This window comes from Tabrizicola sp., from assembly GCF_051645465.1.
GTDB lineage: Bacteria > Pseudomonadota > Alphaproteobacteria > Rhodobacterales > Rhodobacteraceae > Tabrizicola.
In genome coordinates, this window is record NZ_JBOFBI010000276.1 from 1 (window position 1) to 9,095 (window position 9,095).

Consider the following 9,095-nt stretch of genomic DNA (forward strand, 5'->3'; position numbering starts at 1 on the left):
ACGTCGATTTTCTGAAACCGGGTGGTGTGCTTGACGGAAGGGCGGATGCGGTAGCACCAGGTCCGCTCGGGATGTGGTTTCGTGAAGGCCGAGCCGGACAGCTGTTCGGCATAAAGCCCGTAGGCGCATTTCTGGGGGCTGTTCTGGCCTTGGGGCAGGGCGCCCGGCAGGGCCTCGGTTTCGAAATCGTTCGCGAATCCAGGCATATAGCCTTCGTTCAGGCCAGTGCCGCCAGCCGCGCGGATCATGCCTTTGGGAAGCGAATGGCGGGTCATGGGGACCTCCTCGAAGCCTGAAGCCGCCGGGCGGGGCGGGGTGCCGGGAATAAGTTGATTAATAGTTGCATGTGCAACCAAGTCAAGCTTAACGTGACAAGCAATTCGCGGCACCTTAGGGCACCGGCATGTCGACCAAAGTGATCCTGCATGACTACTGGCGTTCGTCCTCGGCCTATCGGGTGCGGATCGGGCTGAACCTTCTGGGGATTGCCTATCAAAGCGTCCCGGTTGACCTCGCCTCTGGCGGTCAGAAGACGGCTGCGCATCTGGCGGCCAATCCGCAGGGCTTGGTGCCAGTGTTGGAGATCGACGGGCTGAAGCTGACACAATCCGTGGCAATTCTGGAATACCTCGACGAGACTCGGGGAGCAGGCTTCCTGGCGAAAGATGCAGCCGGGCGGGTGCGGGCGCGGGCTCTGGCGCATGCAGTCGCGATGGACATCCAGCCCGTCTGCAACCTGCGCGTCGCAAGCCATGCCGTCAGCCTTGGCGGGCGGGCGACGATGGAGGGCTGGATGAGCCATTTCATCGCACTGGGCTTTCAGGGGCTTGAGGCGATGCTGGCAGAAGGGCCAGAGACGCCATTCTGTCATGGCGATGCGCCCGGCCTGGCCGACCTCTGCCTTCTGCCGCAGGTCTACAACGCCCGGCGCTGGGGGGTGGACTTGAAGCCCTACCCCCAGATCGCGGCGATCGCCGCCCGGATGGAGGCACTTGCACCGGTCGCCGCCGCGCATCCGGACCGCGTCAGGCCGGGGGGGTGAGGATGGAGGGCAAGGGCTTCGACCTGCAGGACTTCCTGCCCTATCTCCTGAACCAGGCGGCCGAGGCAACGTCGCGCGGGTTCGAGCGGGTCTACAAGACAAGCTACGGCATGACCCGGACGCAGTGGCGGGTGCTGGCGAACCTGGGCCGGTTCGGGGCGATGACGGCACGCGACATCTGCCGGATCAGCCATATCGAGAAGACCAAGGTCAGCCGGGCCGTAGCAGCGCTGGAGGCCGAAGGGATGCTTGCCCGCGCGCCAAGCTCTGAGGACGGGCGGGCCGAAGTTCTATCGCTGACCTCTCGCGGCCGCGAGGTTTTTGCGGATCTAGGCCAGCGGGCGCTGGCCTTCGACTTTGAACTGCGCGCCAGGCTTGGGCCCGAGGTCGCCCAGACGATTGACGCGATCCTGCGCGAGATAAGCGCGTTGCATGTGGGTGTCGGGCGGGAGCCCGAGGACCGCTAGCAATCCCTCCTCGTTCGACTTCGTCTCCTCGTCGGAGCCGCCGCAGCGAGGAGTGACGAAGTCATCGACGAGCGGCCGTCAGACCAAGCCCTGCGCAGCGATACGAGCCGCGAGCCTCTCGGCATCCTTCCAGGCGCCCCAGATGAAGGCAGAGCCGCGGCAGGAGAGCCAGGGAAGGCCGATGAAGTAGAGGCCGGGGATTTCGGTGATGCCGTCAGTGTGGCGGGGGCGGCCGTCCTCGCGGAAGATGTCGAGGTCGATCCAGCTGAAGTCGAGCTTGAAGCCGGTGGCCCAGACGATGGAGGTGATGCCCTCCCTGCCAAGATCGAGGCTGAGGATCGGGTCGGTTACGCAAGGCGGCAGGGGGAGGAGCCGGCGCGCCTCGGGTTCTTCAGGCAGGTCGAGGGCGTTCGCCTTGGCATAGGCGTCGGCTTCGTCGAGGACGGAAAGGTAGTTCCGGTCGCCGTTCTCGATGTTGGTCTGCAGGTCGGGGGCGAAGTGGAGCTGGCCGTCACGGTAGTCTCCCGCCCGGCCGAGGAGGGTGATGCCGAGGGCGGCGAGGCGGCGGAAGTCCATCGTGTGGCCGCCATAGGCGCCGGAGACGGCGATGGTGATGTGCTCGGTGCCCGGCGTGGGGGCCTTCATGTCCCACTTGCCAAGCTTTCCCAGCCACCAGACGAAGTCCTTTCCCCGGTAGCGGCGGGGCGGGCGGTCGTGGGGGCCGAGCGAGAGGAAAACCTTGCGGCCCGCCCGCGCCAGTTCCTCGGCGATCTGGGCGCCGGAGGAGCCCGCGCCGACGACGAGGACGGCACCTTCGGGCAGGGCGGCGGGGTTGCGGTAGGCGGTGGAGTGGAGTTGGGTGATGGTCGGGTCCGTGACCGCTGTCGGGATCAGCGGGCGCTGGAAGGGGCCGGTGGCTACGACGACGTTCTGGGCCTGGATATCGCCTTGCGAGGTGGTGGCGCGGAAGCCCTCGCCGTGGCGTTCAAGGCGGGTCACGTTCACGCCGGTTTGGAGGGGGAGGGCGCGGTCCCTGGCGAAATCTTCGAAGTAGCGGGCGACGCGGTCTTTGGTCGGGAAGGCCTCGGGGTCAATGTCGTCGAAGGTCGCCTCGGGGAAGCGGTCGTGCCAGGCGGGGCCGTTGGCGACGAGGCTGTCCCAGCGCTCGGTTCGCCAGCGTTCGGCGATGCGGGCGCGTTCGACGACGAGGTGGGGCAGGCCCTGTTTCTGGAGGTGGGCAGAGGTGGCGATCCCGGCCTGACCGCCGCCGATGACGAGGGTGTGGACCTTTTCGGTCATGGGCAGGGCCGTCCGGAACGAGGAGGCCATGGGCACAGTGCACAAGAATTCCGCCCCTTATGGATCAAAGGCTTGCAAAGGGACGTTAGAGATCTGTTCATATTTCGCCTGCGCCTATTCATCGCCGGGGACCCCATAGGATGGCGCCTTGGTCGGGTCGTCGGCGCGTTGCACATAGGCCTGCATCTGGGGGGCGTAAACGTCCCAGGCTGCGCGGAGCATGGCGATGGGGTCGTCGGCCCAGTCGATCCTCAGGTCAACAAGCGGCCAGGAAAGCCGGTCGGCGATCTTGAGGCCTGCGGAGCGGACCGGGCCTGCCTCGCCGCCCGCCTTGAGGCCCGCTTCCAGCGCCTGCATCAGACGCTCGCCCAGGTGACCCAGTGCTCCGGTGAAGGTCTCGACCATGGCGAGGGGGATCAACTCGTTTGCCAGAAGATTGCCGCCGGCCGCACAATTCTCGGCCCGGGCTTCGGCCCAAAGACCCAGGACCTGTGATCCCGAGTGGATTGCGGTGCTGCCCGTGCGGTCGATGACCAGAAGCTGGCGGTACTCGATGTGTTGGCGTCCCCGAGTGATGGCCCGAAGGGCCTCGGGGGCGGTCAGCCCCTCGGCGAGGCGGTCGAGGATCAGGGGGCCGAGGGCGGGATCAGTGATGTTCTGGCTGGCGACTGCGCCCACCCCCGCCCGGACATGCGCGCAGCGGGCGGCGACGGCGGGGGAGGAGGAAGAGATGGCCATGCCGAACTGGCCGGTCTTGGCGCAGCGGGCGATGAGGGAGAAGGTCATTTCTCATCGTCCGGGATCACGGCGGTGCCATCGATTTCCACGAGCCAGGAGGGCCGGGCAAGCGCGGTCACCACGACGCCGGTCGACACCGGATGCACGCCCTTGATGTACTCGCCCAGGGTCCGGTAGACCGCCTCACGGTGGCGGACGTCGGTCAGGTAGACGACGATCTTGCACAGATGCTCCATCTTGCCGCCGACCTCTTCCAGCAGCTGGCGGATGTTCTGCATGACCTTGTGGGTCTGTTCGACCGGATCGTGACTGCCGATGTCCTTGGCCGTATCCAGGTCCTGCGGACACTGGCCGCGCAGGAAGACGATGCGGCCCCGGGCGACGACGGCTTGGGCCAGGTCATTGTCGAGTTTCTGTTCTGGGTAGGTGTCACGGGTGTTGAACTTGCGGTGGCGGAAGTGCGTCATCGGTCGGGTCCTGCGGGTGAGGGACGGTTTTCAAATTGAGCGCTTGCGCGCATTCCTTTTGTCTCGCCTCTGCGCGTGAAGAACGCGCAGAGGCTCGGGTGAAGGGCCTCCGGCGGGGATATTTGCAGACAAGAAATGATCTGGCGAGGGTCATGGCAGAAGCGAATGGCCAGGGTCCAGGGCGGCGATCTCGCGGCGGAAGGTGAGGGCGTCGCCGGGGTCGGGCTGGTCGAGGCTTTCAGCCCAGTTGCGCCCCGCATAGGTCGCCCAGGCTATGGGGCCGGGCGCGGCGGCGTCTCCGATGAGTTTGAGGGACTTGATGCCTGCGGCCTGCCAGTTCTGGGCTTTGGTGGCGTGGTAGAGGGTGTCGTCGGGCGTGCGGGAGGTGACGAGGACAACGGCGTCGGTCGGGAGGGCGGACTGGCGGCCGGTCCAGGTGCAGGCGAGGGTTGTTTCATTTCTGCCAATGGCTTCCGGGGCTTTGTTGAGATGTATCTCGGTGCCGATCTTGAGGAGGCGGCACATGATTGTGCCTTGTTCGAGGGTGTTGTCGGTCCATTCGGCGACCTTGGCGGCTGGGGTGACGAAATGGACGCGGTTGCCTTTCTGGACGAGGAGTTCGGCGAGGACGGAGCCCATGTAGAAGTGGTCGTCGTCGTAGAGCATGACGTTGCTGCCTTCCGGGCAGCGGCCCGCCATCAGGTCGTCTGGCGTGTAGACCGGCATTGCCGGGTCGGTCGGGATCGGGTGAAGGTGCTGCCGCGCGACGGCATCGCGCCGCCAAGTGCTGCCGGTGGCGATGGCGACGTGGTCGGCGGGGATAGTGAGGATGTCTTCAGGGGTGAGGCGGCTGTCGCGGTAGATTTCGACGTTGGCGAGAGGGGCGAGCTGTCCCGTGCGGTAATCGGCGACGCGGCCCCAGGCTGAGAGGCCGGGGAGGTGGCGTTCCTTTGCGACGCGGCCGCCGAGGGTGGTGGTGGCCTCGGCGAGGGTGACCTTGTAGCCGCGTCTGGCGGCTTGCACGGCGGCTTCGAGGCCCGCGGGGCCTGCGCCGATGATGAGGACGGACGCGCTGTTGCCCTTTGGGTGGGCGCGTTCGGGGTGCCAGCCTTTGCGCCACTCCTCCATGAAGGCGGTGTTCTGGGTGCAGCGGGAGATGGCCCCGGTCATGTCTCCGCTGACGCAGATGTTGCAGCCGATGCATTCGCGGATGTCTTCGTAGCGGCCTTCCTGGACTTTGAGCGGGAGGAAGGGATCGGCGATGGAGGGTCTTGCGGCGCCGATGAAGTCGAGGGTGCCGGAGGTGATCTGGCGGACCATGGCGTCGGGGCTGGTGAAGCGGCCGACGCCGACGATGGGTTTGGGGGTGAGGTCCTTGATGCCTTTGACAAGGTCTTCCTGCGCGCCTTCGGGGGTGAAGCGGGCGGTTGCGGAGCAGGCCTCCCAGGTGCCATGGGCGAGATCCCAGAGGTCGGGGAGGTCGGCGTGCATGGCGATGAAATCGCGAAGCTCAGTGTTGGAGAAGCCTTTTGGCCCGGCCTCGTGGAGGGAGAGGCGGAGGGTTATGGCAAGCTCGCCCTTGGTGGTTTTTCTAGCGTCTTCAATTATCTCGCGGACGAACCTCGAGCGGTTTGTGAGCGTGCCGCCGTATTCGTCGGTGCGGTGGTTGGTGGCGCGGGAGAGGAAGTGCTGCAGGATACCGAAGCCATGGGCGCCGTAGAGGCAGATGAGGTCGAAGCCTGCCTGTTGTGATCTGCGGAAGGCGTTGCGGAACCAGCGGCGGAGGTTCTTTATGTCTTCCTTATCCATGCTGCGGGCTTGGACGGGGTCTGCGGTGAAGGTCAGGATCGGGCCGCCGGTGACGGCGAGGGGGACCTCGCGGCTGTAGAGGTTCGGGCCGTTGATGCCGCTGTAGGCGAGTTGGATGCCGGCGAGTGCGCCGTGGGATTTCATTGCCTCGGCCATGCGGGCAAGGGCGGGGAGGTCGCGGTCGTCCCAGAGGTGTTGTTCGATGAAGGGGGTGATTTCACTGGTCGGGTGGATTTCGGTCTGTTCGGTGAAGATCACGCCCCAGCCGCCCTCGGCCTTGGTGCGGCGCATTTCGGTGACGGCGGAGGGATCGCGGTAGCCGCCGCCGTTGCAGTGGGGGACCTGGTAGAAGCGGTTTTTCGCGGTCTTGGGGCCGATCTTGAGGGGGGTGAAGAGGATGTCGTGGCGGGGGTCGCGGGTCATGTTGCGGCCCGGAGGTCGGCGGATTGGGTCGAGAGGCGGGTGGGGTCTCGTGGCGGGATGTCGGCGATGAGGAGGGCGGGCGTGTCTCCGGCTTGGGCGAGGATTTCGCCGTGGGGGCCGACGATGAGGGAGCCGCCGACGTATGTGAGGTCGCCTTCGGTGCCGCAGTAGTTGGCGTAGGCGATGGTGATCCCGTGGTTCGCGGCCATGGCGGGGACGGTGTGGCGGATGACGTGGGTGAAGGGCTGCATGTTGGCAGTGGGGGCGAGGATCGTCGTGACCCCGCGGTCGGCGAGGGTCTTGATGTGGGGTGCGAACTCTATGTCGTAACATATTAGGATTGCTACGCTTTCTGTTCCAAGCGGGAAGGTGGCGTAGGCGTCGCCGGGTGTGTAGAGGGCTTTCTCGCGGGGACCGTAAAGCTGGATCTTGCGGTAGTTGGCGAGGAGCGAACCGTCGGGGCCGAAGCAGGCGGCGGAGTTGTAGATGCGGGTGCCGTCACGCTCGGCGTAGCCGGTGACGAGCGCGCAGCGGTGGTGTTTGGCGGCGGCGGAGAGGCGGTGGAGGGGCGGGCTGTCGAGGGGGAGCGCGCGGGTGGGGATGTCGGGCTGGTTGTAGCCGGGAAGCCAGACCTCGGGCAGGACGAGGGCTGCGGCGTCCAGGGCTGCGGCGGCGGCAAGCGCTGCTTCGGCCTGGATCAGGGCGGCTTCAAGATCGGCTGCGGGCGAGGTGCCTTGCCAGAGTGCCAGTCGCATGCCGGGCTCCGTTGCTGCTGGTCGGCGGGAGAATACCCCCGGAACGTGGGGATCAGTCTAGCTTTGCATTCGTGAGGGGGTATATACCCCCAATGAGGTATGTCCGATGACGCTTGTCCCGCCCCCAGTTTTCGAAGACCGGCTTGGCCACGCCATTGCCACCTTGGGGCAGGACGGGTTCGGGGCAGCACTTTGGGAGGTTTTTCTGGCGCTGGCGAGGCCCGACAACCTGATCGTGCTTGGCTACCGCGATGCGGGTCCGCCGATCGTGCTTCTGCACCGGGCCGAAAATCCGCGGGTCTTTGCGCGGCTGGAGACGACCTATCTGGCGGGGGCCTACCGGCTTGACCCCTATTTCGATCTGCACCTTGGGCGGGCGGCGGATGGCGCCTATCGCATCCGCGACATCGCGCCGGACGCGTTTCAGCGCAGCCGGTATTTCCTGGAGTATTTCGGCGAGACGACGCTGGTCGACGAGATCGCCTTTGTCGCCACCCTGACCGAGGGATTGTCGCTGAACCTGTGTCTGGGGCGCGACGCCGGGTCCGGAAAGCTGTTCTCAACGGGAGAAGCGGCTGCTTGCCAACGCCTTGTGCCGGTCATATCGGCGCTTGCCCGGGCGCATTGGCGGGGGCTGGAGGCGGACGCGGGGCCGGTCGAAGACACGCCAGCGCTTTTGATCGAGGCCGCGCAGAGGCGCCACGGGATCGCGCTTTCGCCCCGTCAGGCCATGGTGGCGCTTCTGATCCTGCGCGGGCATTCGACCCCGTCAATCGGCCTGCGGCTGGGTGTGTCGCCTCAGACGGTCAAGGTCTTCCGGAAGCAGCTTTACCGGCGCTGCGGGCTTTCGTCGCAAGCCGAGCTTTTCAGCCTGATGCTGCCGCTTCTGAAGACCGCCGGGGCCGGTCAGCCCTGGGCTTCCATGCCTGCCTTGGGGCGCGGCTCGGAAGGCATTTCGCCGGTCGCAAGATAGAGCGCCTGTTCCGCAATCGAAGTCGCATGATCGCCGGCGCGCTCGATGTTTTTGGCGATGAAATGCAGATGCATCAGGGGCCCGATATTGGTCGGGCTTTCCATCATGTAGGTCAGGAGCGAGCGGAAGAGCGTGTTGTACATCTGGTCGATGTCGATGTCGCGCTTGCGGACCGACTCGGCGAGGGTGATGTCTTTGCGGACCAAAGCCTGGGTTGATTCGTCCAGCATCCGAACGACCAGAGCCGACATCCGGCGGACGGTTCCGGCATGGCTGTCGACCGGCGCGCTGGGGGCCAGCACCCGGGTGCGCTTGGCGACGTTCTTCGCATAATCGCCGACGCGCTCCAGGCTGTTGGCGGCGCGCATGACGGCAAGCACGCGGCGGAGATCGCTGGCCGTCGGCGCCCGGCGGGCGATCAGGCTGGCGGCCTCCATCTGGATGAATTCCTCAAGCTCGTCGATGGCTGCATCGGAGGCGATGACCTTGTCGGCGGCAGGTTTGTCAAGCGCTTCAAGCGCCTTGGCGGCGTCTGACAGGGCGAGTTCGGCCAGTCCCGAGAGCTTCAGGAAATGGGCCTGAAGCGATTCGAGATCGCGGTCGAAGGCTGATACGATGTGCTGTTCGTTGTCGACCATCTTCTCTCTCCTCACCCGATGCGGCCTGTGATGTAGGCTTCGGTTCTGGTGTCTTTCGGGTTGGTGAAGATCTGCGGCGTGTCGCCGTATTCGACGAGGTTGCCGAGGTGGAAGAAGGCGGTCTTCTGGCTTACGCGGGCGGCCTGCTGCATCGAATGGGTCACGATCACTACCGAAAAGCTCGCGCGGAGCTCGTCGATCAGCTCTTCGACCTGAGCCGTCGCGATCGGGTCCAAGGCCGAGCAGGGCTCGTCCATCAAGAGAACCTCCGGGCCGGTCGCGATGGCCCGCGCGATGCAAAGCCGCTGCTGCTGGCCGCCGGAGAGCCCGGTCCCCGAGGCATCGAGCCGGTCCTTCACCTCGCCCCAGAGTGCGGCTTTCCGCAGCGAGGCCTCGACGATCTGGTCAAGCTCGGCCTTGTTGCGCGTCAGTCCGTGGATTTTGGGGCCGTAGGCGACGTTGTCGTAGATCGACTTCGGAAACG

Annotated in this window: 11 protein-coding genes; 3 read left to right on the forward strand and 8 right to left on the reverse strand. The window is 65.8% G+C overall.

Annotation, left to right across the window (positions count from 1 at the left end):
* A partial coding sequence (locus ACRCSW_RS17550; protein WP_438706938.1) for a homogentisate 1,2-dioxygenase occupies positions 1-275 on the reverse strand: 275 nt, incomplete at its 3' end.
* 128 nt (positions 276-403) lie between these two features.
* Here ACRCSW_RS17550 and maiA point away from each other — a divergent pair.
* Both maiA and ACRCSW_RS17560 read left to right on the forward strand, forming a co-directional pair.
* Positions 404-1,042: a maleylacetoacetate isomerase gene (gene maiA / locus ACRCSW_RS17555; RefSeq protein ID WP_438706939.1), complete on the forward strand. Its 639-nt coding sequence runs from the start codon at positions 404-406 to the stop codon at positions 1,040-1,042.
* A gap of 2 nt (positions 1,043-1,044) precedes the next feature.
* A complete protein-coding gene (locus tag ACRCSW_RS17560; protein WP_438706940.1) occupies positions 1,045-1,509 on the forward strand; it encodes a MarR family winged helix-turn-helix transcriptional regulator in 465 nt (154 codons plus the stop codon).
* Between the two features lie 78 nt (positions 1,510-1,587).
* Here the strand turns inward: ACRCSW_RS17560 and ACRCSW_RS17565 are convergent, their stop codons facing one another.
* The 5 genes from ACRCSW_RS17565 to ACRCSW_RS17585 form a co-directional block, all read right to left on the reverse strand.
* Positions 1,588-2,808, reverse strand: a complete 1,221-nt coding sequence (locus ACRCSW_RS17565; protein WP_438706941.1) for a flavin-containing monooxygenase — start codon at positions 2,806-2,808, stop codon at positions 1,588-1,590.
* A 114-nt stretch (positions 2,809-2,922) separates the two neighbouring features.
* Positions 2,923-3,594 carry a DUF1028 domain-containing protein gene (locus ACRCSW_RS17570; protein WP_438706942.1) on the reverse strand — a complete coding sequence of 224 codons (672 nt, stop codon included), beginning with the start codon at positions 3,592-3,594 and terminating at the stop codon, positions 2,923-2,925.
* On the reverse strand, positions 3,591-4,013 hold the full coding sequence (locus ACRCSW_RS17575; protein WP_438706943.1) for a RidA family protein: 423 nt from the start codon (positions 4,011-4,013) through the stop codon (positions 3,591-3,593). Before ACRCSW_RS17575 ends, ACRCSW_RS17570 begins: the two co-directional genes overlap by 4 nt.
* Positions 4,014-4,163: 150 nt before the next feature.
* A complete protein-coding gene (locus tag ACRCSW_RS17580) occupies positions 4,164-6,245 on the reverse strand; it encodes an oxidoreductase (protein WP_438706944.1) in 2,082 nt (693 codons plus the stop codon).
* Positions 6,242-7,000 carry a nitrilase-related carbon-nitrogen hydrolase gene (locus ACRCSW_RS17585; protein WP_438706945.1) on the reverse strand — a complete coding sequence of 253 codons (759 nt, stop codon included), beginning with the start codon at positions 6,998-7,000 and terminating at the stop codon, positions 6,242-6,244. Before ACRCSW_RS17585 ends, ACRCSW_RS17580 begins: the two co-directional genes overlap by 4 nt.
* 106 nt (positions 7,001-7,106) lie before the next feature.
* Here ACRCSW_RS17585 and ACRCSW_RS17590 point away from each other — a divergent pair, with 106 nt between their 5' ends.
* Positions 7,107-7,973 carry a helix-turn-helix transcriptional regulator gene (locus ACRCSW_RS17590; protein WP_438706946.1) on the forward strand — a complete coding sequence of 289 codons (867 nt, stop codon included), beginning with the start codon at positions 7,107-7,109 and terminating at the stop codon, positions 7,971-7,973.
* Here the strand turns inward: ACRCSW_RS17590 and phoU are convergent.
* Both phoU and ACRCSW_RS17600 read right to left on the reverse strand, forming a co-directional pair.
* Complete coding sequence (gene phoU, locus ACRCSW_RS17595) at positions 7,907-8,611, reverse strand: phosphate signaling complex protein PhoU (protein WP_438706947.1); 705 nt, start codon at positions 8,609-8,611, stop codon at positions 7,907-7,909. The genes ACRCSW_RS17590 and phoU overlap by 67 nt on opposite strands.
* 11 nt (positions 8,612-8,622) lie before the next feature.
* Positions 8,623-9,095, reverse strand: a 473-nt coding sequence (locus tag ACRCSW_RS17600; protein ID WP_438706948.1) for a phosphate ABC transporter ATP-binding protein, incomplete at its 5' end; no start/stop codon positions are given.